Annotated in this window: 25 protein-coding genes, 1 tRNA gene and 1 pseudogene; 19 read left to right on the forward strand and 8 right to left on the reverse strand. The window is 64.6% G+C overall.

Translation table 11 applies throughout. The features are described 5' to 3' along the window. The first annotated feature begins 219 nt into the window (after positions 1–219). From ssd to AC5Y5C_RS06150, 7 genes are all read left to right on the forward strand, one after another. Complete coding sequence (gene ssd, locus AC5Y5C_RS06120) at positions 220–1,305, forward strand: septum site-determining protein Ssd (RefSeq protein WP_499970051.1); 1,086 nt, start codon at positions 220–222, stop codon at positions 1,303–1,305. Further along, positions 1,302–2,462 (forward strand): TadA family conjugal transfer-associated ATPase, encoded by a 1,161-nt coding sequence (locus AC5Y5C_RS06125; RefSeq protein WP_499970054.1) that lies wholly within the window; start codon positions 1,302–1,304, stop codon positions 2,460–2,462. The genes ssd and AC5Y5C_RS06125 overlap by 4 nt, the downstream gene beginning before the upstream one ends. 11 nt (positions 2,463–2,473) lie before the next feature. Continuing rightward, positions 2,474–3,229 (forward strand): type II secretion system F family protein, encoded by a 756-nt coding sequence (locus tag AC5Y5C_RS06130; protein ID WP_499970638.1) that lies wholly within the window; start codon positions 2,474–2,476, stop codon positions 3,227–3,229. Next, positions 3,226–3,810 carry a type II secretion system F family protein gene (locus AC5Y5C_RS06135; protein ID WP_499970057.1) on the forward strand — a complete coding sequence of 195 codons (585 nt, stop codon included), beginning with the start codon at positions 3,226–3,228 and terminating at the stop codon, positions 3,808–3,810. The genes AC5Y5C_RS06130 and AC5Y5C_RS06135 overlap by 4 nt, the downstream gene beginning before the upstream one ends. A 75-nt stretch (positions 3,811–3,885) precedes the next feature. Next, positions 3,886–4,053, forward strand: a complete 168-nt coding sequence (locus AC5Y5C_RS06140; protein ID WP_499970059.1) for a DUF4244 domain-containing protein — start codon at positions 3,886–3,888, stop codon at positions 4,051–4,053. 41 nt (positions 4,054–4,094) lie between these two features. Further along, positions 4,095–4,379, forward strand: a complete 285-nt coding sequence (locus AC5Y5C_RS06145; protein ID WP_499970640.1) for a TadE family type IV pilus minor pilin — start codon at positions 4,095–4,097, stop codon at positions 4,377–4,379. Next, the gene (locus AC5Y5C_RS06150; protein ID WP_499970642.1) at positions 4,288–4,716 is read left to right on the forward strand and encodes an Rv3654c family TadE-like protein; all 429 of its coding nucleotides are present in this window, start codon (positions 4,288–4,290) and stop codon (positions 4,714–4,716) included. Before AC5Y5C_RS06145 ends, AC5Y5C_RS06150 begins: the two co-directional genes overlap by 92 nt. On the opposite strand, the pseudogene AC5Y5C_RS06155 reads toward AC5Y5C_RS06150, so the two are convergent. Then, a pseudogene (locus AC5Y5C_RS06155) lies at positions 4,717–4,896 on the reverse strand (TetR family transcriptional regulator); the annotation flags it as partial. A gap of 46 nt (positions 4,897–4,942) precedes the next feature. Here AC5Y5C_RS06155 and AC5Y5C_RS06160 point away from each other — a divergent pair. After that, positions 4,943–5,902, forward strand: coding sequence for an alpha/beta hydrolase (locus tag AC5Y5C_RS06160; protein WP_499970061.1), 960 nt, complete (start codon positions 4,943–4,945; stop codon positions 5,900–5,902). 93 nt (positions 5,903–5,995) lie between these two features. Beyond that, entirely contained in the window at positions 5,996–7,099 is a 1,104-nt protein-coding gene (locus tag AC5Y5C_RS06165; RefSeq protein ID WP_499970063.1) for an NADH:flavin oxidoreductase/NADH oxidase, read from the forward strand. On the opposite strand, the gene AC5Y5C_RS06170 is transcribed toward AC5Y5C_RS06165, so the two are convergent. After that, positions 7,096–9,405 (reverse strand): DEAD/DEAH box helicase, encoded by a 2,310-nt coding sequence (locus tag AC5Y5C_RS06170; RefSeq protein ID WP_499970064.1) that lies wholly within the window; start codon positions 9,403–9,405, stop codon positions 7,096–7,098. The genes AC5Y5C_RS06165 and AC5Y5C_RS06170 overlap by 4 nt on opposite strands. 337 nt (positions 9,406–9,742) lie before the next feature. Here AC5Y5C_RS06170 and AC5Y5C_RS06175 point away from each other — a divergent pair, with 337 nt between their 5' ends. The 3 genes from AC5Y5C_RS06175 (at position 9,743) to topA (ending at position 13,629) form a co-directional block, all read left to right on the forward strand. Next, positions 9,743–9,946 (forward strand): cold-shock protein, encoded by a 204-nt coding sequence (locus tag AC5Y5C_RS06175; protein ID WP_078292536.1) that lies wholly within the window; start codon positions 9,743–9,745, stop codon positions 9,944–9,946. A gap of 113 nt (positions 9,947–10,059) precedes the next feature. Further along, a complete protein-coding gene (locus AC5Y5C_RS06180) occupies positions 10,060–10,647 on the forward strand; it encodes a hypothetical protein (protein ID WP_499970067.1) in 588 nt (195 codons plus the stop codon). Between the two features lie 186 nt (positions 10,648–10,833). Continuing rightward, positions 10,834–13,629, forward strand: coding sequence for a type I DNA topoisomerase (gene topA / locus AC5Y5C_RS06185; protein WP_499970069.1), 2,796 nt, complete (start codon positions 10,834–10,836; stop codon positions 13,627–13,629). On the opposite strand, the gene AC5Y5C_RS06190 is transcribed toward topA, so the two are convergent. Further along, positions 13,626–15,116, reverse strand: coding sequence for an adenylate/guanylate cyclase domain-containing protein (locus AC5Y5C_RS06190; RefSeq protein ID WP_499970071.1), 1,491 nt, complete (start codon positions 15,114–15,116; stop codon positions 13,626–13,628). The two genes, topA and AC5Y5C_RS06190, sit on opposite strands and share 4 nt — an antisense overlap. A 162-nt stretch (positions 15,117–15,278) precedes the next feature. On the opposite strand from AC5Y5C_RS06190, the gene AC5Y5C_RS06195 reads away from it, so the two are divergent. The 5 genes from AC5Y5C_RS06195 to AC5Y5C_RS06215 all read left to right on the forward strand — a co-directional run bounded on the left by AC5Y5C_RS06195 (position 15,279) and on the right by AC5Y5C_RS06215 (position 19,770). Further along, positions 15,279–16,484, forward strand: coding sequence for a DNA polymerase III subunit delta' (locus AC5Y5C_RS06195; protein WP_499970072.1), 1,206 nt, complete (start codon positions 15,279–15,281; stop codon positions 16,482–16,484). Between the two features lie 57 nt (positions 16,485–16,541). Further along, positions 16,542–16,617 (forward strand) — tRNA-Thr (locus AC5Y5C_RS06200). A gap of 332 nt (positions 16,618–16,949) precedes the next feature. Continuing rightward, positions 16,950–17,471 (forward strand): hypothetical protein, encoded by a 522-nt coding sequence (locus AC5Y5C_RS06205; RefSeq protein WP_499970074.1) that lies wholly within the window; start codon positions 16,950–16,952, stop codon positions 17,469–17,471. Next, positions 17,438–18,619: a hypothetical protein gene (locus AC5Y5C_RS06210; protein ID WP_499970075.1), complete on the forward strand. Its 1,182-nt coding sequence runs from the start codon at positions 17,438–17,440 to the stop codon at positions 18,617–18,619. Before AC5Y5C_RS06205 ends, AC5Y5C_RS06210 begins: the two co-directional genes overlap by 34 nt. After that, a complete protein-coding gene (locus tag AC5Y5C_RS06215) occupies positions 18,616–19,770 on the forward strand; it encodes a hypothetical protein (RefSeq protein ID WP_499970076.1) in 1,155 nt (384 codons plus the stop codon). Before AC5Y5C_RS06210 ends, AC5Y5C_RS06215 begins: the two co-directional genes overlap by 4 nt. Here AC5Y5C_RS06215 and AC5Y5C_RS06220 read toward each other — a convergent pair. Together AC5Y5C_RS06220 and AC5Y5C_RS06225 are read right to left on the reverse strand one after the other, a co-directional pair. Continuing rightward, positions 19,710–20,132, reverse strand: a complete 423-nt coding sequence (locus AC5Y5C_RS06220; protein ID WP_078311548.1) for a helix-turn-helix transcriptional regulator — start codon at positions 20,130–20,132, stop codon at positions 19,710–19,712. The genes AC5Y5C_RS06215 and AC5Y5C_RS06220 overlap by 61 nt on opposite strands. 262 nt (positions 20,133–20,394) lie before the next feature. Further along, the gene (locus AC5Y5C_RS06225) at positions 20,395–21,087 is read right to left on the reverse strand and encodes a GAP family protein (protein WP_499970078.1); all 693 of its coding nucleotides are present in this window, start codon (positions 21,085–21,087) and stop codon (positions 20,395–20,397) included. A 204-nt stretch (positions 21,088–21,291) separates the two neighbouring features. On the opposite strand from AC5Y5C_RS06225, the gene AC5Y5C_RS06230 reads away from it, so the two are divergent. Continuing rightward, entirely contained in the window at positions 21,292–21,987 is a 696-nt protein-coding gene (locus tag AC5Y5C_RS06230; protein ID WP_499970644.1) for a CPBP family intramembrane glutamic endopeptidase, read from the forward strand. Here AC5Y5C_RS06230 and AC5Y5C_RS06235 read toward each other — a convergent pair. Next, positions 21,984–22,418: a DoxX family protein gene (locus tag AC5Y5C_RS06235; protein ID WP_499970080.1), complete on the reverse strand. Its 435-nt coding sequence runs from the start codon at positions 22,416–22,418 to the stop codon at positions 21,984–21,986. The two genes, AC5Y5C_RS06230 and AC5Y5C_RS06235, sit on opposite strands and share 4 nt — an antisense overlap. Positions 22,419–22,501: 83 nt before the next feature. Here AC5Y5C_RS06235 and AC5Y5C_RS06240 point away from each other — a divergent pair, with 83 nt between their 5' ends. Beyond that, positions 22,502–23,062 (forward strand): TetR/AcrR family transcriptional regulator, encoded by a 561-nt coding sequence (locus tag AC5Y5C_RS06240; protein ID WP_499970082.1) that lies wholly within the window; start codon positions 22,502–22,504, stop codon positions 23,060–23,062. Here the strand turns inward: AC5Y5C_RS06240 and AC5Y5C_RS06245 are convergent. Together AC5Y5C_RS06245 and AC5Y5C_RS06250 are read right to left on the reverse strand one after the other, a co-directional pair. Continuing rightward, positions 23,059–23,622 (reverse strand): DUF4352 domain-containing protein, encoded by a 564-nt coding sequence (locus tag AC5Y5C_RS06245; RefSeq protein WP_499970084.1) that lies wholly within the window; start codon positions 23,620–23,622, stop codon positions 23,059–23,061. The genes AC5Y5C_RS06240 and AC5Y5C_RS06245 overlap by 4 nt on opposite strands. After that, positions 23,619–25,265 (reverse strand): CocE/NonD family hydrolase, encoded by a 1,647-nt coding sequence (locus AC5Y5C_RS06250; protein ID WP_499970086.1) that lies wholly within the window; start codon positions 25,263–25,265, stop codon positions 23,619–23,621. The genes AC5Y5C_RS06245 and AC5Y5C_RS06250 overlap by 4 nt, the downstream gene beginning before the upstream one ends. Positions 25,266–25,274: the final 9 nt, after the last annotated feature.

Consider the following 25,274-nt stretch of genomic DNA (forward strand, 5'->3'; position numbering starts at 1 on the left):
TGTGTATAGTGGGGTTACTCGGCTATGCCGAGTGTGTCTCAGCCCGACCCCCCGGGGCTGAAGCACGACGACCCTCGCCTCCTCCCCCCCTGGCGAGGGTCGTCCTCTTTTCTGGGGACGTTTATCACCGGTTTTTGCGGTTCACCTCGGATTTATCCACAGATTCGTATCCATCCCCAATCGCTGTGAGGCCTCTGGCGCTTCCTCCGTGGAACCTCGATGGTGGAGCGTGTGGAGGGAATCGCGGGGGAGCCGATTGTCGTAGCCATGTGCGATCGAGCTCTTGGCAACGACATCGAACGGATTGTCGCGGCGACCGGTAAACCATTGATCCTCGCTACTGACGCCGGCGCGATCAGCAGGCAGGCGTGGACCCGTGCGAGCGCCGTGGTGCTCGACGGCGCGGACCCGTCGCTGGATATGGTCACTCGACTGCCGCGTCGCGCGCGGGTGCTGCTCGTTTCTCGGGACGAGCCGACGAGTGAGACGTGGCGCAGGGCGGTCGCGGTGGGTGCCGAGCAGGTGCTCGCGTTGCCCGAGGATGAAGCCAGGCTCATCGAGGCCTGTTCTGCGATACGCCCCACCGCCGGCTCGGGCCATTCTCCAGTGATTGCTGTGGTGGGTGGACGTGGTGGGGCCGGTGCATCGGTGCTGTGCGCCGCGATTGGTCTGAGTACACCGGGCGGTGCGCTCATCGTGGATGCCGATCCGTATGGCGGTGGTATTGACCTGTTGCTGGGGTGGGAGGACGTCGAGGGCCTGAGGTGGCCGGATATCGATATGCGCAGTGGGCGAGTGAGTTTCGACGCTCTTCGCCGAGCACTGCCACACCGTCGCGGGCTTGTCGTCGTGTCGGGCGACAGAACGGGGGGCGGTGGCAACGCGGAGGCGGTCGGCGGGGTAATCGACAGCGCGCGGGAAGCGGGAGTTCCGGTGATAGTCGACCTGCCGAGACGGCTCGGTGCGACGAGTGTGGCCGCACTGGAGCGCACCGATCTGGTGGTCGTGGTGGTCCCGGCCGAGGTACGGGCGTGTGTGGCGGCTGCACTTGTGACCACGGCGATACAGGTCACCAACCCGAATGTCGGTGTTGTGGTGCGCGGTCCGGCTCCGAGTGGATTACGTCCGGCAGCGGTGGCCGAAATCGTGGGCGTCCCCATGATCGCCGCCATGCGGCCGGAACCGAATCTCGGCAATCGTCTCGACAACGGTGGTCTGCGACTATCGGGGCGCTCACCGTTGAGGGGTGCCGCGCAGGCGGTGTTGGCGCTGGTCTCGCGTGACGGCAAGGGCGTGGCGGCATGACCGGATCGTTGATCGACCGTGTTCGGGAGCGCCTCGCCACCGAGAATGTGACACTGCGCCCCTCTGCAGTGGCCGCGCTGATACGCGCTGAGTCCGGTGGTGTGCTGGGCGATAGCGATGTGCTGCACAACATAAAGGAGCTCCAGAGTGAGCTGACCGGTGCCGGCATCCTAGAACCGCTGTTGTGCGCGGAGGGTACGACGGACGTCTTGGTGACTGCACCCGATCGAGTCTGGGTGGATGACGGTCAAGGACTGCGGCTCACCACCGTGAGATTCGCCGACGAGGCTGCGGTGCGCCGACTCGCGCAACGGTTGGCTCTCGCGGTTGGGCGGCGTCTCGATGACGCGCAGCCATTTGTCGACGGCCAGCTGACCGGCGTCGGTCCGCCGCGTTCGGTGGTGCGCATCCACGCGGTGCTGACGCCGGTCGCGGTCGGCGGGACATGTGTGTCGCTGCGCGTATTGCGGCCCACCGTTAAGGGTTTGGAACAGCTGATCGCCGATGGCACTGTTGCGGAGGATGCCGGAAGGCTACTTCGCGGGATGCTGGCCGCCCGGCTGGCCTTCCTTGTCACGGGAGGCACGGGCGCGGGTAAGACCACCTTGCTTTCGGCACTGCTCGGAGCCGTCCATCCGTCAGAACGCATCATCTGCGCCGAGGATGCCGCAGAACTCGCGCCACGTCACCCGCATGTGGTCACGCTGGCAGCGCGCACCGTCAATGTCGAGGGTGCAGGGGAGGTGACCCTGCGCCAGTTGGTACGTCAGGCATTGCGAATGCGACCCGACCGAATCGTGGTGGGCGAGGTGCGCGGTGCCGAGGTTGTCGAATTGCTGACCGCACTCAACACCGGCCACGATGGCGGCGCGGGAACCGTCCACGCGAACGCTCCGGCGGAGGTCCCCGCAAGGTTGGAGGCGCTCGGAGCCCTAGGCGGACTTGACCGCGCCGCACTCCACTCCCAGTTCGCCGCGGCGATTCAATGTGTTTGTCACATAAGACGATTTGGGAATATTCGGAGACTGACGGAGATCGCGGTGGTCTGCAAGGGCGACGACGGGATTGCGCGGGTGATACCCGCATGGAACGTCGACGGCAGGCCTTGTTCCGGCGCGGAGCATCTTGACGCGCTGATCGCGCGGAGTGCGACGTGACACAGGTTCTTCTGCTGCTTGCCGCGGCATTTCTCATCGTGCCGCAAAGACACTCCCGCCTAGGGCGGCACAGATCACATCCAAGGTGGAACTGGAAACTGGCGGCGGCACCGCTGGGTGGCCTGACACTGATGGTCCTGTGGTTGTTGCCGACGTCAGTGGTGATGGCGGTGGGTGTCGCAGGTGGGACATTGTGCGTGCGGTGGCGCCGTCGTCGCCGGCTGATGGTCCAATCGGGAGAACTGACTGTCTTGGAGTCCGGCCTCGACGTGGTTGTCGGTGAGCTGAGGGTGGGCGCACATCCTGTGCGCGCTTTCGAGGTCACCGCGGCGGAGCTTGGAGGAGCGGCGGGGGAGGTGTTCGCCGCCGTCGCTGCGCGCGCACGCTTGGGAGTGACGCTGGATCCGGCTGTGCCGGAGCACGGGCCATTGGCATCGCAATGGGATCGGATCAGCCGCGGCTGGATGCTGGCCCAGCATCACGGCCTGGCCATCGCAGATCTGCTCGACGCATGTAGAACGGATCTACAAGAACGACAACGGTTCACGGCACGAGTAAATGCCGGTCTCGCCGGGCCACGTGCGACGGCAGCGGTGCTGACCGGATTGCCGGTAGCGGGAATCGGACTTGGGCAGATGATCGGAGCCAAACCGCTTAGCGTGCTGTGCGCGGGCGGAATGGGCGGCGTGCTGCTCGTTGTCGGGGTGACGCTGGCGTGTGTCGGTCTGCTGTGGTCCGACGTGATCACCGGGAAGGCATTGCGGTGATCACGGCCCTGTTGCTGCTTGCGGCGGCAATGTTGATCGCGCCGGGGGCTTTGCGCGCCCACGCCAGGCTGCCGCACGGCGATGCATCCGTTGTCACGGAGCGCGGCGCCACCGAAAAGGGTTTGTTAGGAATGGCGTTCAGCCTTGATGTGCTGAGCGTGTGTCTTCGGTCGGGGATGCCACTCGCGACCGCTGCGTTGGTGGTGTCCTCTTGCGCACCGCCAGAATTGGCTCGAATCCTGAACCGCGCAGGGGAGATGCTCGCATTGGGCGCACCGGCCTCGGCGGCCTGGGCCAGCCCGGGATCGGCGGACGATCCGGGATATGAGCAGCGGCAGGCGCTGACTAGATTGGCCCGGCGATCGGCCGATTCCGGCGCCATGATGGCCGACGGCATTGCCTCGCTGGCCGTGCAGTGTCGCAGGGATGCATTGGATTCAGCCGTGGCCACCGCCGAACGTGCCGGCGTGCTGATTGGCGCACCGCTGGGCCTGTGCTTTTTGCCGTCATTCGTCTGCCTGGGCATCGTGCCTGTCGTGATGGGTTTGGCGAGGGATGTGTTCAGGAGTGGTGTGCTGTGACCCGCGGAAGTGCCGCGGGGCTGAGAGGGAGGGAATCCATTGATACACAACATATTTACGAAGCTACGCCGACGGATGGTGGTGGTCGTCGAGTCCGAGGACGGCATGTCCACCGTGGAGTATGCGATCGGGACGATCGCCGCGGCGGCCTTCGGGGCAATCCTCTACGCAGTGGTCACCGGGGACTCGATTGTCAGTGCGCTCACCAATATCATCACGCGCGCACTCAACACCAGCGTCTAGGCGACGACGCCGGAGCCGTCACAGTCGAGGCCGCGTTCGGCATAGCAGCGCTGGTGACGGTACTTGTGCTGTGTTCTGCGGGAATCCAGGCAGTGTCGATGCAGGTGCGCTGTGTGGATGCCGCGCGTGAGGCGGCACGATTGGTGGCCCGCGGAGATGATTCCGATGCCAGGGCGGTTGCGCGTCGGATCGCTCCCCGCGGGGCGGTGCTCGAGGTTCGCCGCGACGGCGACTATGCGGTGGCGCGGGTCACCGCGACGAGTCGATTGCTTCCCGCTATTACGATTGCGGCCGAGTCGGTTTCAGCGATGGAACCCGAGGGCTGACCACGGCTCGGCGACCATCATTGCGGTGGCCATGATGGCGGTGCTCTTGGCGTTGACGGCTGGGGGTGCCACGGTGGGTTCGGCCGTAGCAGCCCGGCATCGTGCACAGGCTGCCGCCGACTTGTCTGCGCTGGCCGGGGCGCAGCACGCGCTGTACGGCACGGCTCCCGCCTGTGCGGAGGTGACCCTTGTCGCCCGGAGGATGGGCGCCGCCGTCATCAGCTGCATGGTCGAGGATCTAGACGTGGTTGTCGGCGTGTCTGTTCCGGTGATATTGGGTCGATTCGGCATGGGTCCGGCGCGGGCGTCTGCCAGAGCGGGGCCGGTCACGGACTGAGTCTTTGTTCTTGAAGTGGTGATAGGTCGGACCGACCGCGATATCGGCGGCATCGGCGATGGCATCCATGGTGACCGCATGTACCCGCGCTCCACGAAGGGCCCTTCGGCCGCATCGGAGGATGGCTGCGGTCGTTACGGCTGCGCGGCGGTCTTGACGTCGGGCCCTGGCCTCAGACACCTACCGAGGTTACGGGCGCACGATCGCCTGGCGGTAGCGTTACCGGATGATCGTCACCCTGCACCCCAAGTCGGGTCTCAAGGCTCGGTTGCCGTTTCTGTTCGTATTGCTCTTCGTCAAGCCGCTGCTTATGTTGTTCCCGATTTTTGACGCCGGTCTTCGGCAGCTCAAGTGGCTGGATCAGGGCGCCCAACGAGGTCCCGACGCGCCCGGCATCGAGCGGAGGCGGATCGCGCTGGCCGACAGGCCCACGGATCTGATGGTGCCGGCCGGGGCGCAAGCCGACGACTCTGACACTGCCATTCTCTATCTGCACGGTGGTGCGTTCATCGCGTGCGGCCCCGCCACACACCGCAAGATCACCGGTCTGTTGGCGCGTCAGCTCCAGATCCCCGTCTACGTGCTCGACTACCGGCAACTGCCGGAGGTCGGTGTGGGCTCTTCGGTGGCGGACGCGGTGCAGGCCTACCGAGAGCTACTGCAGGACTACGCACGGGTGATCGTCGTCGGCGACTCGGCAGGCGGGTACCTGAGCGGCAAGGTCATCGAGTATGCACACACCCATGGCCTGCCGAAACCTGTTGCCTATGTCGGGTATTCACCGCTACTAGATCTGGACTTGGCTTCCAATCCTTCTAGTACCAGTCGTCACGACGCATATCTACCCAAGGGCAAACTCGCGAAGTTGGCGCCCAAATTCGACAGGGGTCCAGTGGAATTCACTGGAGAACGTCGGGTGATCTCGGTACCTGTCGAGGCGTTCCCGCCCACGCTGCTCATCACCGCACAGGCCGAGTTCCTGGAGCCTGACGCTCTGGAGCTCGCCGAGAAGCTCACCGCGGCAGGCGTGGTGGCCAAGGTGCACAGCTACTCATGGCAGCTGCACGCCTTCCCTGCCATCGCGGTCTCGCGCGATACGGCCGAGGCCGTGGTTCTCTCCGCCGACTTCATCCGCGAGGCGCTGTCGGTATCCGGGCAGGGGCAGGCGACCGAGCAGACGGGGTAGTCGGGGCGCGGGAAATATTCCGCACGCGTCTGCGTTGCATTGTGCCGGGCCAGCCATGCTGGCCGTCGACCCGACGCGAGGAGCCTTCGGACCATGAGCCTGCTGTTCGAGCCGTACCGGCTACGCGACATCAGTATCCCCAACCGGATATGGATGTCGCCGATGTGTCAGTACTCCGCGAACCCCACCGGGCCGTTGACCGGGACGCCGAACGACTGGCACCGCACCCATCTGATCAGCCGCGCGGTCGGTGGGGCCGGGTTGGTGTTCACCGAGGCCACTGCCGTCAATCCGCAAGGGCGGCTCTCCCCGTATGACACCGGACTGTGGAACGACACCCAAGAGCAGGCCTGGGCGGCCATCGTGGAAAAGATCAAGAGTTTTGGCGCCGTTCCTGCGGTTCAACTCGGGCATGCTGGGCGCAAGGCGTCGACCGTCGCGCCATGGGATGGGCATCGTTCCTTGGAACCCTCGGACTCGTTGAGCTGGAAGACAATTGGTCCCACCGATGCACCGTACGGCGACTTCGCGACACCCGCAGCGGCCACCGCCGCCGATCTCACCGCTATCGTCGCGGACTATGTGGACGCCGCGCGGCGCGCGTTGCGGGCGGGTTTCCAGGTGCTTGAGGTGCACGCCGCGCACGGCTACATCCAGCACCAGTTCCTTTCTCCGGCAAGCAATTCTCGCACTGACGAGTACGGCGGCTCATTCGCTGGCCGGGCCAAGCTCACCCTGGATACCGTCACGGCGGTACGTACCGTCTGGCCCGAACACCTGCCGCTGTTCGTCAGGGTGTCTGCGACCGACTGGGTATCCGAGGAGTCCGGGCTGGAGGCAGACAGCTGGACACCTGACCAGACCGTCGAGCTGGCCGGGCTGCTCCAGGCACGCGGGGTAGACCTCATCGATGTATCGACGGGTGGCAACGTGCCGCACGTCCGGATCCCGACGGGACCCGGATACCAGGTGCGGTTCGCCCGGCGCATCCAGACCGAAACAGCACTTCCCGCAGCGGCAGTCGGCATGATCACCGAGCCGCGTCAGGCCGAATCGATCCTCGCCGCCGGTGATGCCTCTGCGGTGCTACTGGGCCGTGAGCTGCTGCGTGACCCCTACTGGCCGCGGCGGGCGGCGCGCGAGTTGGGTGCCGAGCTGAGCCCTGCGGCACCGAAGCAGTACGCGCGAGCGTTCTAGCCCGGTAGCCTGGACAGTACCAACCGCAGTACCTTGACGGCTGCGGCCTTGTCCAACGGGGAATTCCCGTTGCCGCACTTGGGCGATTGCACACACGAGGGGCACCCTGCCTCACATTCGCACGCCTCGATGGCGTCGGCCGTGGCGCCCAGCCAGATCGCCAGCTGCTGGTACCCGCGGGCAGCGAAGCCCGCGCCTCCGGGGTGGCCGTCGTAGACGAACACCGTCGGCAGACCGGTCTCGAGTTGCAGCGCGGTCGACACCCCGCCGATATCGCCGCGATCACAGCTGGCCACCAGGGGCAGCAGCCCGATCGCGGCATGCTCGGCGGCATGCAGGGCGCCGGGCGTTGTGAGTGCATCGATATCGATGCCTGCCAACGCTTCCGGTGTGACTGTGTACATCACCGCCTTGGTGCTCAGTGTCGAGGACGGCATATCGAGCTCGACGAAGTCGAGAATCTCGCCGGTTGCCAGCTTGCGGAGATACCCGATCACCTGGTGGGTAACATCCACCGGCACCAGCCCAATCTGTATATCGCCCAGGTGCACCCGTTCGCCCTCGCCCGTGATCGCGATATCGATGGTGGACCGGGCGAACGTCGAATAGTCGGGAATAGCGCTGTGCACCAGAGCTATTCCGTCGCTGAAATCGAGCGAATCGACCAGATACGTCTCGCCGGAATGGAGATAGACCGCTCCCGGATGCACCGCGGCCGGGGCTCGACCGGTATCGACGGTTCCCAGCACCCGCCCGGTGTCGGCTTCCAAGATCATGATCTGGCCACCGATCGATCCACGGATATCCACCGCTGCATAGGGATTGAGCCCCGGAGCGGCGAAGTATCCGCCGGGCCGCTTGCGTAGCAGGCCGTCATCGACGAGTCCGGAAACCGCCTCCGTCGCATCCAGGGAATGCACATCCTCCTCGGTCAACGGAAGTTCTGTTGCTGCGCACAGTAAGTGAGGTCGCAGCACGTGGGGATTGGTCGGGTCGATCACCACAGCCTCGATGGGCTTATTCAGCAGCGCGCCCGGATGGTGAACCAGATAGGTGTCCAGTGGATCGTCGCGGGCGACCAGCACCACCAATGAGCCTTGTCCGCGGCGGCCGGAGCGGCCGGCTTGCTGCCAGAAGGAGGCCACGGTGCCCGGGAAACCGGCCACCACGACGGCATCCAATCCGGCGATGTCGACGCCCAGTTCAAGAGCGTTCGTCGTCGCTGCGCCGGTCAGCGAGCCCGTCGACAGGGCGTGCTCCAATGCCCGGCGGTCCTCCGGTAGATATCCCGCTCGGTATGCCGCCACTTGGGATACCAACGCCGGATCGATCTCGGCCAGCCGATGGGCGGCACCGAGCGCCGTCATCTCCGCTCCGCGCCGCGATCGGACGAAGGCCAGCGTCCGGGCGCCTTCCTGGACCAGATCGGCCAGCAGCCGGGAGGCCTCGGTACTGACCGGGCGCCGCACGGGTGCCCCGTTCTCGCCGGTGATCGGCAGCAATGGTGGTTCCCATAGGGCGACCGTGCGCATCCCATGAGGCGATCCATCGGTGATCACTTCTTCGACCGGCTGCCCGATCAGTGCCTGGGCTGCCGAACCGGGGTTCGACGTGGTGGCGCTGGCGAAGACCACCGTCGGATGCGAACCATAGCGTGCGCACAAGCGCAGCAACCGCCGCAGTACGAGAGCCACATTCGACCCGAAAACTCCGCGGTAATAATGGCATTCATCCACCACGAGGTAGCGCAATCCGCGCAGGAAAGCCGACCATCGGGTGTGGTTGTGCAGCAGGGAAACATGCATCATGTCGGGATTGGTGAAGATCCACCGCGAGCTCTCGCGTGCGAACCGCCGCAACTCGTTGGAGCTGTCCCCGTCGTATGCGCAGGGCAGCACCCGCTCGAAACTTTCCATCCCCGTGATCAATTCGCGTACCGAGCGCAACTGGTCATGGCCGAGCGCCTTGGTGGGCGCCAGATAGAGCGCTCGTGCCCGCGGCTCGTTGGCCAGGGCGGTCAGGATCGGCATTTGGTACGCGACCGACTTCCCGGATGCGGTTCCGGTGGCTACCACCACGTGGCGTCCCGCGAACGCCAAGGAGGCCGCGGCGACCTGGTGCGACCATGGAACGCTCACCCCCTGGGCGGCAAAGGCGGCTACCGCATCGGGATGCGCCCACTGCGGCCAGGCGGCCACCTCGGCGTTTCGGGCCGGGATATCACAGATATGCCGCACCGGGGTCTCGCCGCGCGGTGTACCGGCCACGATGAGGTCCAGCAGTTCGCGGCCATAGCTGACTGTCACCGCAAAACCCGCCGTGACCTGCACACTTGTGCCAAAACGGTGCCGGTTTCGCTACCGCAGATGGCCATAACGCCAGGGTAGGGCAGGCCGAAAGAGGGGCGAAGTTTCGCCACTGTTCACCGAACTTCCCGCCAATTATGTGGCACACCGCTATCGCCAACGCCCTAAACATGCTCTACTTAAGGGGGTCGCAGCTTCTGTGTTCGTGTTTTGCACTCGCAGGATCGACGTTGTGATCGCGGTTACTGCGAGGATGATTCCACGGGGTATGGCGGTCGGAACGGGGCCCGACGTGCCGAACGGGTATGTCGAACCCAAGTAAAGAAAGATCAAAGAAATGCCACAGGGAACTGTGAAGTGGTTCAACGCGGAAAAAGGCTTCGGATTCATTGCGCCCGAGGACGGCTCCGCTGACGTCTTCGTCCATTACACCGAGATCTCGGGCAACGGATTCCGTACCCTTGAAGAGAACCAGAAGGTCGAGTTCGAGGTAGGCCAGAGCCCCAAGGGCCCGCAGGCTACCGGCGTCCGCGCCGTCTGACCCACATCCGTCGAAGGAACGCCCCTGGCCATGGCCGGGGGCGTTTCTCGTTCCAAGAATCTCCCGCGCGCGGGAGAGCCCCCTAGCTCGCGGAGAAAGTACTGTCTGTGACTGTGAGCCAGCTGTCCTTCTTTTCTGCCGAATCGGTGCCTCCCGAGGTCACCGATTTGGCTGGGCTGCTGGCCGGACCAGGCCAGGTCGTGGTGGGCACAGGGGGTGCCCGGATTTCGGTGGTCGTGGACCAGCCGTGGCGTGCGCTGGCACTGGCCGAGATGATCACCGAGACCGGTCTGCAGGCAGAAGTGGGCCACACCGAGACCGGGACAGAGAACCATCCGCTGGTGCGTACCGCGATGGATCCCGCGGTATTGCCGGTCGCGCGCGAGTGGACCCGCGGCGCGGTGAAAACCGTGCCCGCGCAATGGCTACCGGGTGCGCGTGAGCTGCGGGCATGGGTGCTTGCCGCCGGGGCGCCGGAAGCCGACCGGTACCTCCTGGGGTTGGACCCACATGCCCCTGATACCCATTCGCCGCTGGCGGCTGCGTTGATGCGGGTGGGCATCGCTCCAACCCTGATCGGAACACGCGGCGCCAATCCGGCGTTGCGGATCAGTGGGCGGCGCAGACTGGGACGGCTACTGGAAAACATCGGAGAACCACCCGGCGACACCGACGCATTTCGCGTCTGGCCGAGGGTTTAAACGGGTTTTAGCAGCGGTTTAGTGAGGACTCGGACACGCTTTTAGCCACCCTGATATCGGGAATACCGATGTCTATATGGAAGGCTAGGTTTGCGCAATTGGCGCGGGGGTGTCATCTTGTGACCACGGTGGACCGCCCCTACACCGTATATATGCGGCTTAATGCGCAGGTAAGGAGACGAAGCAGTGCGACGGCTCGTCATCGTCGAATCACCGACGAAGGCCCGCAAGATCGCTGGCTACCTCGGCGACGGATACGTCGTCGAGTCTTCGCGTGGCCACATCCGGGACCTTCCCCGTGCTGCCGCCGACGTCCCCGCCAAGTACAAGTCCGAACCCTGGGCCCGTCTTGGAGTGAACGTCGACGCCGACTTCGAACCTCTCTACATCGTCAGCCCCGATAAGAAGGGCACCGTCACCGAGCTCAAGGGCCTCCTGAAGGACGTTGACGAGCTCTACCTCGCGACGGACGGTGACCGCGAGGGTGAGGCCATCGCCTGGCACCTGTTGGAGACACTCAAGCCCAAGGTGCCCGTCAAGCGCATGGTGTTCCACGAGATCACCGAGCAGGCGATCCGCGCCGCCGCCGAGGATCCGCGCGACCTGGACACCGACCTGGTCGACGCACAGGAGACCCGCCGCATCCTCGACCGGCTCTACGGCTACGAGGTCAGTCCCGTGCTGTGGAAGAAGGTCGGCCGGAATCTGTCTGCCGGGCGTGTGCAGTCGGTAGCGACCAGGATCATCGTCCAACGTGAACGCGATCGCATGGCGTTCCGCAGCGCCGGGTACTGGGACCTGGGCGCCGAGTTGGATGCCGGCAAGGACAACCCGGCGGCGAAACCTCCTCGCTTCTCAGCCCGCCTGCTGAGCGTTGACGCGCTGCGGGTGGCCTCGGGCCGTGACTTTGACTCCCTGGGCCAGGTCAAGAAGGCCGACGATGTGTTGGTCCTCGACGAGGTGCGGGCCAACGCCCTGGTCGCCGGGCTGGCTCAGGCCACACTGACGGTCGCCTCCGCCGAGGAGAAGCCGTACACCCGCAAGCCCTACCCGCCATTTATGACATCGACGCTGCAGCAGGAGGCCGGGCGCAAGCTGAGGTTCTCCTCCGAGCGCACCATGAGCATCGCGCAGCGGCTGTACGAAAACGGCTACATCACCTATATGCGTACCGACTCCACGACGCTGTCGGAATCAGCGTTGACTGCTGCGCGCAGCCAGGCAGCGGAGCTGTACGGAAGCGAATATGTACATCCTTCGCCGCGGCAATACACGCGCAAGGTGAAAAATGCGCAGGAAGCGCACGAGGCAATTCGTCCGGCGGGTGAGACTTTTAAAACTCCCGGCCAATTGCATTCGTTGATCGACAATGACGAATTTCGTCTGTACGAGTTGATCTGGCAGCGCACGGTTGCCTCGCAGATGGCCGACGCACGTGGCACCACGCTGAGCCTGCGGCTGGCGGGTACCGCCACCTCCGGCGAGCAGGTGGTGTTCACCGCCAGCGGTCGCACCATCACATTCTCCGGCTTCCTGTCCGCGTACGTCGAGACCGTGGATGAGCTGGCCGGTGGCGAGGCCGACGATGAGGAACGTCGCCTGCCGCGGCTCACACAGGGCCAGACCGTGACGGTCACCGAGCTGTCCGCGGATGGACACACCACCAATCCGCCCGCCCGCTATACCGAGGCCTCGCTCATCAAGGCATTGGAAGAGCTGGGAATTGGGCGTCCGTCGACCTATTCGTCGATCATCCGGACCATCCAGGACCGCGGCTACGTGCATAAGCGCGGCAGTGCGCTGGTGCCCTCATGGACCGCCTTCGCAGTGATCGGATTGCTGGAGCAACACTTCGGTCGTCTCGTCGACTACGACTTCACCGCCGCCATGGAGGATGACCTCGACGAGATCGCCTCCGGCAACGAACGGCGCACAAACTGGTTGAACGCCTTCTATTTTGGTGGCGAGCACGGCGTCGAGGGCTCCGTGGCCCGCGCCGGCGGTCTCAAGCGCCTGGTCGGTGTGAACCTGGAAGAGATCGACGCCCGCGAGGTCAACTCGATCAAGCTGTTCGACGACGACCAGGGCCGCCCTATCTACGTGCGGGTCGGAAAGAACGGGCCGTACCTGGAGCGGATGGTGGCCGACCCGGATGGTGAAGCCGGGGCTGTCATCCCGCAGCGTGCCAACGTCAAGGACGGCGTCACCCCCGACGAGCTGACGGTCGAGATGGCCGAGCAGCTGTTCGCGATTCCGCAGGAGGGCCGGACACTGGGTGCCGATCCGGAGACCGGGCACGAAATCGTCGCTAAGGATGGACGTTTCGGTCCCTACGTCACCGAGGTGCTGCCCGCGCCGCCGGAGCAGCTCGACGCTACCGAAGCGGATGCGAAGCCAAAACGGGGTGCCAAGAAGGTCGAAGGGCCCAAGCCGCGCACCGGCTCGCTGCTGAAGTCCATGACGTTGGAGACCGTGACGCTTGAGGACGCACTCAAGCTGCTGTCGTTGCCGCGTGTGGTCGGTGTCGATCCCGCCAACGGCGAGGAGATCACCGCGCAGAACGGGCGCTACGGCCCATATCTTAAGCGCGGCACGGACTCTCGGTCGCTTGCTACCGAGGATCAGATGTTCACCATCACCCTCGACGAGGCGTTGAAGATTTACTCCGAGCCTAAACGCCGTGGCGGACAGGCGGCCTCGGCAGCTCCGCTGCGTGAACTGGGCGCGGATTCGACGACCGGAAATCCGATGGTGATCAAGGACGGCCGCTTCGGGCCCTATGTCACCGATGGCGAGACCAACGCCAGCCTGCGTAAGGGCGATGACGTGCTGTCGATCACCGACGAGCGTGCCTCGGAGTTGCTTGCCGACCGCCGAGCGCGTGGTCCGGTGAAGCGGGCCAAGAAGGCGCCGGCGAAGGCAGCCAAGAAGGCCCCGGCCAAGAAGGCTCCGGCGAAGAAGGCCGCCAAGAAGGCGACCTAGCCGTGACGCGGCCGCGCGACCTGTGTTGACACGTTGCGGCCGCGCAGCTCGACGGTCTCGCCGACGTTCCAGCGCAGCGCTTCCTCGTCGCGAGCCTCCATGACTGCGGAGGCCGATGCCAGCACGTTTCCGGGTTCGTTCTTGGCCAGCTCGGTAAGCCGGGCCGCTTCGTTCACCGGGTCGCCGATGACGGTGTACTCAAAGCGCGCCTGCGCTCCGATGTGGCCGGCGATAGCGCGTCCGGCGGAGACGCCGATTCCGAAATCGTTGGAACCCAATACATTAGTGAGCTCATCGGCCAGCTCGCGCGCGGCGGCCAACGCGGCCGCAGCGCCATCGGGATGGTCGATGGGAGCGCCGAAGATGGCCAGCGCCGCGTCGCCCTGGAACTTGTTGACGAATCCGCCGTGCTTGTTGACGGTGTCGACGATGACTCGGAAGAACTCGTTGAGGACCCGTACGACCACTGCCGGGCCGCGGGTGGAGGCCAACTGGGTGGATCCCACCAGGTCCACGAACAGCACTGCCACACTGCGTTCCTGACCGCCGAGCTCGGTGCCGTATTCGAGCGCCCGGCGTGCGACATCCTCACCGACGTAACGGCCGAAGAGGTCGCGTAGGCGTTGTCGTTCTCCGAGATCGCGCACCATGTCGTTGAACCCGGCCTGCAACAGTCCCAGCTCGCTGGCGTCGTAGATCGGTACGTGGGCGTTGTAGTTGCCGCGCTGCACTTCACTAAGCGCCCAACGTAATTGGCGTAGCGGATCGGCGATCGAGGTGGCCACCAGCAATGTGCCCATCAGACCGATCGCCAACGCGATGATCGCCAGGATCAGGATGGAGCCAGTGAGATTATCGGCATTGGACTTCAGGTATCCCGCGCGCTGCCCCACGACGGTAAGCACGATTGCCAGGATCGGCACGCCGGTGCTCAGTGCCCAGGTGAGGACCTGGCGGACGATAACGCCTGGGGCAGTGACATTTTCCGGTACACCACGGCGCAACGCCTGAATGGCCACGGGGCGCAGGACACGCTCGGATTGCAAGTAGCCGATGATGCTGGTCGTGGTGGCCCCCAGCACCGTCGCGAAGGCGGCGACAAGCACCGAGCTATGGGTAGACGACCAGGTGACGGCGACGAATATCGCGCCACCTACCAGCCACGTCGCGACGCTGATGACAGTGCGATAGAAGGGCATCTGCAAGGCGCGGACGCGGACGTCCTCGGATCCCTCGGACTCGAAGTCGGGGGAGCTGTACTGCCAGCGCAGTACGGGAAGCAGCAGGTAGGTGCTCACGACGGCACCGGCAACAAAGAGGATGAACAGCGAGACGCCGAGAATGATCAGCCGCTGTGTGCCGAGCTCGGACAGCTCCACCCGGTCGCTCGGTGGCAGACCGAACCGCAGGAAGCCCAACACGAACAGCGCCCCGACCAGGTTGGACTGGGCGATACCCATGATGAAGAGGGGCCACGGCGTTCTCATGACCCATCGCGAGTACCGGGCTGCGCGTGCAAGCGGGCGCTGGTCTGCCCTTCCCTCCGCGCCAGTCACTCGTTAACCGTAGCTGTCGGCGGTGACGGCAGCGTTTCACACGCCTATGCGGCTTGTTCTGGGAGTCGGTTCCGGCGGCTAGGGTTGGATTCGATGAGCGGGGTTTTCGGGCGCCTGGTGGATCAGGGAGCGGTGGTTTCCACGCTCTCATCTGCGGCATTGGCTGCGCGTGGTGATGACGTGGGCCGGATGACTCATGCGTGGTTGTTTACCGGGCCGCCGGGTTCGGGCAGGTCGGTCGCGGCTTTGTGCTTTGCCGCAGCCCTGCAGTGTGAATCGGAAGGTGCGGCGGGCTGCGGGGAATGTCGTGCCTGCACGACCACGATGGCCGGCACCCATGCTGACGTGCGCAGAGTCGTTCCCGAGGGATTATCGATCGGCGTCGACGAGATGCGCGCCATCGTGCAGGCGGCCTGGCGCCGGCCGAGCACCGGGCGTTGGCTCGTGGTGCTCATCGAGGATGCCGACCGGTTGACCGAGGGTGCAGGCAATGTCCTGCTGAAGGTGGTTGAGGAGCCTCCCCCGCGGACGGTGTTCTTGCTGTGCGCACCGTCGGTAGACCCCGAGGACATCTCGATCACCCTGCGCTCACGTTGCCGGCATGTGGCGCTTGTCACTCCTTCGGTGGCGGCCATCGCGCAGGTGTTGATGGAACGCGATGGGATCGATGCCGAGCAGGCGCAATGGGCGGCCTCGGTGAGCGGCGGCCATGTGGGTCGGGCGCGCAGGCTTGCCACCGACGAGCAGGCTCGTGCGCGGCGTCTTCGGGCGCTGGGGCTGGCCAGGGAGGCGGCCACTCCGACGCGGGCGTACGCTGCGGCCGAGGAACTCGTCACCAGCGCGGATACCGAGGCCAAGGAGCTGACGGTCGCGCGTAACGAGGCCGAAGAGGAAGAACTGAAGACAGCGCTGGGGGGCGGGGGCACCGGTAAGGGCGCAGCGGCAGCGCTGCGCGGCTCCGCGGGCGTCTTGAAGGACCTGGAACGTAAGCAAAAATCGCGTCAGACCCGAGCATCGCGAGACGCGCTGGACCGCACGCTCATCGATCTGGCCACTTACTTCCGCGACGCGCTGGTGCTGTCGTTCGGCGCTGCGGAGGAGGGCCGGGTGACGTTGCATCACCCCGATATGGCGGACCGGCTGGAGCCCATGGTGGACCGGGTGCCACCGGAACAGCTCCTGCAATGCATCGAGGCTGTCCTGGAGTGCCGCGAAGCACTGGCGATGAACGTGAAGCCCAAGTTCGCAATCGATGCCCTGGTCGCGACGGCGGGGCAGGCGCTGCGCCCGTCGGAATGAGATTGGGAGTCGCGGCAGGGGTGCCGTAGACTCTCGGGCGCTGGGTTCGCCCGGCGCGCTGCCCTAGCTCAGTCGGTAGAGCAATTCACTCGTAATGAATAGGTCGGGGGTTCGATTCCCCCGGGCAGCTCCACGCGGGTTACGTGACCGCTTCGTGATTGCGGTCGGCTGTCGCCGTAAGCCTCTTGAGCTCGGCGGTGAACTGCCTGGCCTCTAGATTCGGGAGCACCATGGAATTGGACGGACGCCTTCAGCGAGATGGTTGCGTGCTGCGGTACTAACGTCGCCATCATCACAGGAATCGCAGAGGTCGTGATTTCCGATGTGGGTCACGTCCTCACGGTGGATGCCCCTGCCTCGGTGGATGCCGCTCTCGTCACTTTTCTCTGGCACTTGACGGTAAATCACTCCGCCCCCGGGTGCTTCTGCTGTGGTCGCAACGTTGGGCCGCTAGCATCAATTCTCATGTGGTTTGCACGGCGCGACGCTGGCCCTTATGGCCTGGTCGTTGCTGCGGTAGACCAGGTGCTAGCCACGGCCACCAGCCGGGCAGGCTCGGTGGTTGACGTGGCACATAGCTGGGCACACGCGAACGGTCGGGTGGTAGACATCGAAGATGCGCCGCTCGCGGCGGGCGTTTTTGGTCAGTGGATATCGTTCCCCGACAGGGACCTGGTGCAGGTCGGGCAAGGAGTCGTGGGCCGCGACCGTACGATCGCACACGAATTGGGCCACATGGTGCTGGGTCATCGCGGTCTGCCGATTGCCGACTACGCCGCGGAGCACGTCCGAGCCGTGCCGCCTGAGCTGGTTGCCCGCATGCTGCAACGTAGTTGCGGCGCCGATGATGAGCCCCACAGCGACGAGCGTTGGCCGCAGGATGAACTGGCTGCTGAGCGGTTCGCGGGCTTACTCATCCGCCGTATGCGGGCTGGGCGAGGCGTCCACACCAGGTGGAGCCCGTACATGGACGACGCATTGGGGTGATCGACCCGGCGCTATGGCATGTGATGGCTGTTGGGCGCATTGCGTTTCTGCTCTGTTTCCTGCCGGTTCTGCTCTATCGGATTTGGCGGCTGTGGCGGTACCCGGCATCTGCCCCTGCGGTTGCAGCCACCTCCTTTGGTGTGGTCATGTGGTTCTGGCTGGTCCTCCTGTCCGATGTCTGGTGGTCGGCACTGCCGCCGCCTGTTCGCGCATCCAGCTTGGGCGGCTGTCTGGTCACCACAGTGGCCGTCTGTATACAGATCTTCATTCTCGGCATCAGCGGCTCCGCTTCGCGGGCGCGGGTCAGGCGCGGTCGGCGAGTCATCTTCGTGGTCACGGCGATTGTGCTCGCTGTGGTTGTGGTGTCCGCCAACCTCAGTCCGGTACTACTGGAAACGGAGGACCTGCACGAGCTCACCAATACTCTGCTGGACGGTGGAGATCGTGGCGCGATTGTGTCGTCGGTCGTCGGCAATGGGTATCTGGCAGTCTCGCTCGCGCAACTGATCTGGGTCGGAATTCGCCACGCCGACTCGACGCCGGTTGGCACCGGTTTGGGCTTGCTTGCAGTTGCCTCTTCCTTCGAGATCGTCGCGGTTGTCGTTGGAGGAGTCTTGCGGCCGTTGACCGGGGGGCACGATGTCATCTCGGGCGTATATGGGTTGGTGCTGCAGAGTGTGGGCGGAGGCGTCGGCGTGACCTTGATGGCCGTAGGCTTTCTCTGGCCCCCGGTGGTGCTTCGTATTCAAGCGCGGCGAGCTGAGCGACGTCTACAGCCGCTTCACGATGAGTTTGTCCGCCTGTTTCCACAGCTGTTCCCTCCTATGGAGCCACGAATACGCTTGTCGGACAAAGTATTCGAATGGGCGATGCATATCCAGGATGGGCTCACGCTTTTGGCGCAGACCCGCGGGGTGCCCCTTGAAACCGATGCCCCAGCCCCAGAGGACAAGTCGAGACGCGCTCTTGCTGTAGCGACGTGGATTGTGGGTCAGTCAATTCCAGGATTTGGTTGCAAATGGCTTAGTACCCCGGCTGGAGTGAGCGATCAGGCGTGGGTGCTCGCCATCGCCGATGCCTATCGGGGCCGTGCGGATGCCTTTGGTACGCGGGAAACACAACGTGGGCATCTGTCGGTGGCGCTGTGACTAGCCGCGCGGCGTGGGAGCTGATGCAGATTGTGCGCGTGGCTGTGCTCGTCTGCTTTCTGCCGGTGTTGCTGTACCGAATCCGGCGGATTGTGCTTGATCCCACGTCAGTCCCTGCTGTCGCGGTAACTGCCTTCGGGATGTCGGTGTGGATCTGGTTCGTGGTGTACACCGACTGGGTGTGGGCGGCACTGCCACCTGGTGCGCGTGCCGTCAGTGTCGTCGGTTGGCCGGCCATCACGATCGCGGCGTGTTTACAGGTCTTCGTCATCGGTATCAGGGGCGACGCGTCGCGGGAGCGTATCCGCCGTGGGCTGTGGGTCACTGTTGCGGGAGCAGTCATCGCTCTCACGATCGTCGTTGTCGCCGTGCATCACAGTGAGGTGATCGGGATGGCGGGCGATGCGCTGACGATCGCAAATATCGTGTATTCCGGGGCTGATCGCGGAGCGGCCATCGCTGTTGCGGTGAGCAGCGCGTACATGATGTTAGTGGTCCTGCAGCTCGCGTGGGTCGGCTCTCGGAACGCCGATCGAACTCCCGTCGGCGTCGGTCTGGGACTGTTAGCGGCCGCGTCTATGTTCCAGGTTGTCGCGAGCTTCTGCGGAGGAATCTGGCGCCCGCTGAGCCATGGCGAGGGCTTTATCGGCGGCGCCGTCGGCGTGTGGTTGCAGACGTGGCCAGGGTGTATTGCCGCGGCTTTGATCGTCGCGGGCTTTCTGTGGCCGCCGGTGATGCTGCGTGTCCAAGCACGCCGAGAATTACGGCGACTACGGCCGCTCCGTGACGCTCTCGGTGGCATGTTCCCGGGGCTGTTTCCGCCGGTGGAGTCGCGAATCCGCTTGTCGGATTTGGTCTTCGAATGGATGACGCATATCCAGGATGGCCTCACGCTGCTAGCGCAGAGCCGCCGGGTGCCGCTCGTAACCAACTCCCCGGTGCCAAGAGGCGGTTCCGAACGGATGCTGGGTGTAGCGAATTGGCTTGTCGATGAAGCGGTTCCGGGATTCAGTTGCGAATGGCTGCGTCCGCCCGACGGCGTGAGTGACGGGCCCTGGGTGCTCGCGATCGCCGATGCCTACCGGGAGCGTCAGGAACGTTTGGAGGCTCCGGCTTCCTTGTCGGGTATGCCCTCTACTTTGCGTAAGTGATCGACCATGTCAGCGATCGCCTGTCGACTGTTCTCGGAAAGCGCGTAGCTTCGTTGCGCGATTTCACGCACTTTCGAGTCACGCAGCTGCACAAGCCAATCCAGATCGCGATTCACCGACGCCGCGTAGTCGGCGTCATAGAAGTAGGCGGGACTCACCTGAAAGAACTCTGCCAGAGCCGTGACGATGTCCGGCGCAGGGTTCGACCGTTCGCCTTTGCGTAGGAGCGAGAGATAGGGCGAAGACACCTCGACGCCGCGCTCGCCAAGTGCGGCGACCACTTCGTTGAGGGAATAAGGTCCGCGCCCCGCCGGATGCACCGTGGCAAACAGATGGCTCAAGCGCTGCGAAAAGTCCGGCACCGCACCCCCTCACATACTTTCACTTCGCAGCCCAACGATACACGCACATGCTGTGCTGCTCACCGTAGGTCTGCGGGTGTCCGAGCGATATGCAACTTATCGGAAGGGTAAGTGATTGACAAGGACTATTTACTGACAGTAATGTCCGATGTGTTCGTTCGGCTAATCAAGGTCGATCGTGCTCGGCTGGCCGCTCGCTGTGCTCATCGTGGGGTTGAGCACAGCGAGCGACCAGCCGAATTTTGTATAACCCTGCCGCTGATCAGCGGAGCCCCAGTGCGCTGTGATGCACCAGCGCACTGACGATGAGGACGCCCCCCAGGCATAGGAAAATCACCCGAATCGCGGTGGGCGCGTATCGCGTCACCGCCCGTACCAGCGTGCGTTGCGCCCGCCGCGCGCCCGGAGATCGTCGCGTCGACAGCACGACAATCAGCAGACTGGGAAGGATGGCGACTAAGCCGTAGCCGACCAGCAGCAACGGCCACATGGACGGCAGTGGGTGACGTGAGGCGAGCATCGCCAGTGCGCTCAGATATGGAACAGATGTGGGAGCCTCCGCGTAACCCAGCGCGAGCCCCACGAGTGCAAGAAGCCACGGATGGCGGCGCGCAATGGTGCGAATCCACGGCGGGGTCACTGGCTCGGTGAACCAGGTCAACGCCGCAACTGCGACCAACAGAATGCCGATGACCAGTTGGGCCCAATACCTGGTAGATGGAGTGATGTCCGAACCACCGGCCACGTCGGTCAGCGAGCGCACACCGAGCACGGTCGCCAGTCCAAACGTGAACAGCGCCACGAACAATCCGGTGACGAAGCTGAGGCCGCCGGGAAACGCTGATCGGCGCTCCAGCCGCGTCACATAGACGATCGTGGTGGCAATACCGATGTTGAGCACGTTGAGGGCATCCAGACAGGCGAATCCCGCGAATGCCAGCAACAAGGTGAGCACGGTTTCAGAACTTACGTGAGGGCGGATCATGTTCCGGCTAGCGCAACGTTGTGGGCACTGCCACAGTTGGACCCGGGCCGGGACCCGGAACGGTCGTCCCGACTGGATCACACTCTGGCCTGGGTCAACGGGACCGCCGGTACTCTGGACCGGATGCCTACTGAGACTGCGGCTACTGCTGCGCCCCTGCCTGGATTGCGGGACGTGCGCACCTATATCGACATTGCCGTCGTGGTCGCTGTTCTCATCGCCACCAATCTGATCGCGCACTTCACGACGCCGTGGGCCAACATTGTCGTGGTCCCGGCGGCGGCCATAGGGCTACTCGCGCTGATCCGCTACCGTGGTCACTCCTGGGCCGAGCTGGGATTGGCCAGCCACCATTGGCGTTCCGGCGCAAAGTACGCCGCCGTGGCGGTCGTCATCGTCGGCACGGTGATCGGCATTGGCCTGCTGCTCCCGATCACCCGCCCGATGTTCCTCAACAGCAGTTATGCGACGACGGTTTCGGGCGCACTGCTGGCCTCTTTCGTCCTGATCCCGCTGCAGACGGTGATTCCCGAGGAGCTCGCCTTCCGGGGAGTTCTGCACGGGACGATGGCCCGGGCCTGGGGCTTCCGGGGAGTCGCAGCCGCCGGGTCCCTGCTGTTCGGCTTCTGGCACATCGCCACGTCGCTGGGTCTGACGACCGGCAATGTCGGCCTGACGAGGCTGCTCGGGGTGGGAATGTGGGCGCAGATCGCCGGCGTCGCCGGAGCGGTGGTCGCCACCGCGATCGCTGGGTTCGTCTTTACCTGGCTGCGTCGCCGCAGTGGCAGTCTCTTGGCGCCCATCGCCTTGCACTGGTCGCTCAACGGGATGGGAGTCCTGGCCGCGGTCCTGGTCTGGCACCTGATCTAGGCCCAAACGACGATCGCGGTCGCTGCGAGAAACAGCAGCTGTTCAGCGGTGCGCCAGCCTAGCGGAGTGGAAAGCGGGCTGGACCGCTGGCTCGCGGCATACACGTTGGCCGGAAACATCATGAGCAGCAGCACGCCTAGGCATGCGGCGGCTACAACTCTCGTCGATGGCACCAGCACTCCGACCGCGCCGAGCAGTTCGAGCACACCGGTCAGCGCCACCAGAAACCCGGCCGCGGGGACCCGTGGCGGCACGATCGCGATCATCGCATCACGCATCTTCGGGACGAAATGCGCGACGCCGGTCAACGTGAACATCGCGGCAAGACCGACCGCCACGGCTGCCGGCCATGAATTGACGGTCGTGAGGGCTTGGACGCCGATGAGGCGCGCCAGCAGGGTCCCCGCGATCAAGGCGATAAGCGGCGCCATGACAATCTCCAATCTTGACAGTGACTAGATGGACGATACTCCCAAACTAGCCACTGTCAAGATTAAAGGTTTATGCTGGTGCGATGTCATATCACCATGGCGATCTGCGGGCGGCGATACTGGCTAGTGCGGCCGAGATGGTGGCGCGGCGCGGCACCACCGAGCTGTCGCTGCGAGAACTCGCCCGGGAAGCGGGTGTCTCGCACGCCGCACCGGCCCACCACTTCGGCGATCGCCGCGGTCTGTTCACCGCTCTGGCCGCCGACGGATTCACCAAACTCGCCGAGGCTCTCGACGGCGCACGCCCTGACTTTCATGCCGCGGCGTTGGCCTATGTGGACTTCGCACTTGCCCATCCGGGCCACTATTCGGTGATGTTCGAACCCGCGCTACTGGATTGCACCGACGCGGAACTCACCAAGACACGAGATCGTGCCGGCGCCGCCTTGAACGCCGGGATCGCGACGCTGACGCCCCGGCAGACGTCGGCCGACAAGGTCACCGCGGCCCGCGCGGCCTGGTCCTTGGTGCATGGGTTTGTCGCGCTGTGGTCCAGTGGGGCGCTTGCCGATTCACGCGATGACGCCGACCCCAGGACGATCGCCTCGCAGATCGCCTACACACTGTTCCCGCCCACCGACTAGCCGAGCAGAACCTTCGCGCCCTTGGACCTGTAGTCGATATGCAGGTCGATCTCCTTGGGGACGGTGCCGACCGGGACGTCGTAGACGAGCACCGACCGCTTCTGCGTGCCGGGTCCGAGTTCTGCGCCGGGCTCGAGTTGTTCGGCGTTGCGCGCCAAAATGTTTGCCATGCTATCGGGGGCGTATTCCTGACCCGTGGCGGCTCTGAGTTTCTGTTCGTCCCCGAGGAAGGAATGCGTGATCTTTCCGAGGTTCAGAACCTCCACGTGCACGACGACGAAGGTGCCGGTCGCCGTCGCCTGCAGGGCTGGATTCGTCTGGTCGCCGACTGTCCCGGCGTCGCTTACCCGTGTGACCACGAATGCGAGGTCACCATCGCGTACCTGTTGTCCGAGGGCGCCGGGCCTACCTTCCTCCGCGGTAACCACCTTGGTTTCGGCGCCGCCGCCGCTGGGGCCGACGTGAATGAGGGTTGGCCGACTCTCTGAAGTCTCGCCGCCGGAGCAGGCGGTGAGCAGTATCCCGATAAATGCCAGCGCGGAAATGGGTTTGGTGATCATGACGTGCGCATCACCGGAAGCGTCACGGCAGAAGGGTGTTCCTTGTCGTGGCGGACCTCGAAGCGGATCGGGACAATGCGACTGGCAGTCGCCAGCGGCTCGCCGGAACCGGTGTTGCGTGCGTGGTTCGGAAACGCGCCCCCGCTGACCTGGACTCGCAGCCGGTGTCCCCGCGCAAAACGGTAGCCGCTGGGATGCATGATGACCTGAACCGGTGAATCCGTCGTACCGTTCAGCCTGACGATTCCATCAGATACGTTGTGGGATAATCCCTTCCGGTTAACATCGCAGAGTCTGACGAACAAGTCACCCTGGCCGCTGTCGGTTGCCGCATGGATAGAGGCCGAGATGGGGCCGATGATGTCGAGGTCGCTCGTCAGCGGCTCGGTGGTGTAAACCAATACGTCGGAGCGTTTTTCGGTAGCCGAGTTGTCTCGCTGGCCAGAGGCCCTGGCGTCCAGCAGTGGCCCGCCGACCACCGGAGTGGGGTCCTCCGGATCGTATGTGAATGTGTCGATGGACTTAACATCTTGCGGTGCTTGCCAATCCAGCCCGCCATCCGGGCGCAGATGCAACAGGGTGGGTGCCGACTCCTCGGGTGGCCAGTGATCGAAGTCCAGCCACTGGCCGGCCTTCTGGAGGTAGGCCCGTACCGGAGCGCGGTGTGTCGATGAAGCGTCGCCCTTCAGGTGCGTCGCCAGCCATGAAAAGCTATCGGTTATCGCCGTCTTGATCGATTTCGCGTGGTCCCATGGACCGATGGTGATTCGCCGCGTGCAGTTCGCTTTCTGTAGCTCCTCGTAATCACGGAGCTGGCCTACCAGAAGCAGATCCCACCATCCCGTCACCATGCTCACCGGTGTACTGAGCGTTGCGAGCTGTGGGGTGTGGTTGATCTCGTCCCAGTATTCGTCGTCGTTATGGTCGGTCACGGTGCGCCAGAAAGGTTCTGGCTTTCCGATCGCGGCGTTGTCGGCCCGGCCGAGAGGCAGGTGGTCCATCGCCCGGCGCACGCGCTTTCCGTGGGCGCCCGCCCTGAGCAGACGGACCAGCTGGGAGGCGTCCGGTGAGCCGATCGCCGCAGACCACGACAGCAGATTATGCAGGTTGAACGACCCGCCCGGGTAGAAGAGCTCGGTGAAATTACTGGTGGTGATCGCCGGGCACATGGCCGCCAAGGGCGGCTCGACGTACGGCGCCACCGACCATTGGGTGTGCCCGAGGTAGGACGGCCCGGCCGTTGCTAGTGTGCCGTCACACCACGGCTGATCCCGGACCCAGGCCGCGGTGGCCAGGCCATCTGCGCGTTCTTGCCGAAAGGCGTCGAATTTCCCCTGGGAACCGAACTGGCCGCGGGTGTCCTGGAGTACGACCTGAAATCCCTGACGTGCCAACAATGTTGCCCACAGCTGGCTGATCATGCCTTTTTTGTCGTATGGCGTGCGGAAGATGACGGCCGGCATTGGGTCCCGTCCGGGCGGGCGGAAGTGGTCGGTAGCGAGTGCGACGCCGTCGGGCATCTTGACCTGGATGTCCCGCCGCGTCTGTACCTCAGCGGACTGGGGTTCTGGCAGGTCGAGTAGCTTCTCGAGGAGGGGTGCGGACAGTCGTCCGGTCCAGGTCAATGCCAGTTCTTCGAGCATGGCGCCCAA

The sequence above is a fragment of the Mycobacterium sp. NGS15 genome (assembly GCF_059813245.1).